Raw genomic sequence first — 280 nt, 5'->3', positions numbered from 1 at the left:
CACGATGTAGCGTGGCGCCAAAGCGGTGAGCAGTATCACCAGCAGGTAGCCGCCGATGATGTAATGGTGGATGGAATCGCCGACGATGATGCGGTGCACGCCGATGGTGATGCCGATGGCTACCCCCAGGGCGACCAACAGGCGAATGACGTTGCCCTGGATCTTACCGGCGGCGGCTTCCTCAGCCTGCTGACCCACGGCGATCAGTGCCGGTTCGGCCATGGTGGTGGCAAAGCCGATGCAGAAGGCGAACAGGTAGACCCACAACCAAGTATCGAAG

Annotated in this window: 1 protein-coding gene; it reads right to left on the bottom strand. The window is 61.1% G+C overall.

Going from position 1 to position 280, the window contains the following annotated elements:
• A partial coding sequence (locus tag DL891_RS16955; protein WP_157962619.1) for a DUF1538 family protein occupies positions 1-280 on the bottom strand: 280 nt, incomplete at both ends.

Source organism: Homoserinimonas sp. OAct 916 (genome assembly GCF_003260275.1).
Lineage (GTDB): Bacteria > Actinomycetota > Actinomycetes > Actinomycetales > Microbacteriaceae > OACT-916.
The sequence above is the reverse complement of the archived record's forward strand: the minus strand, read 5'-3'. Positions and strand labels throughout refer to the sequence as shown.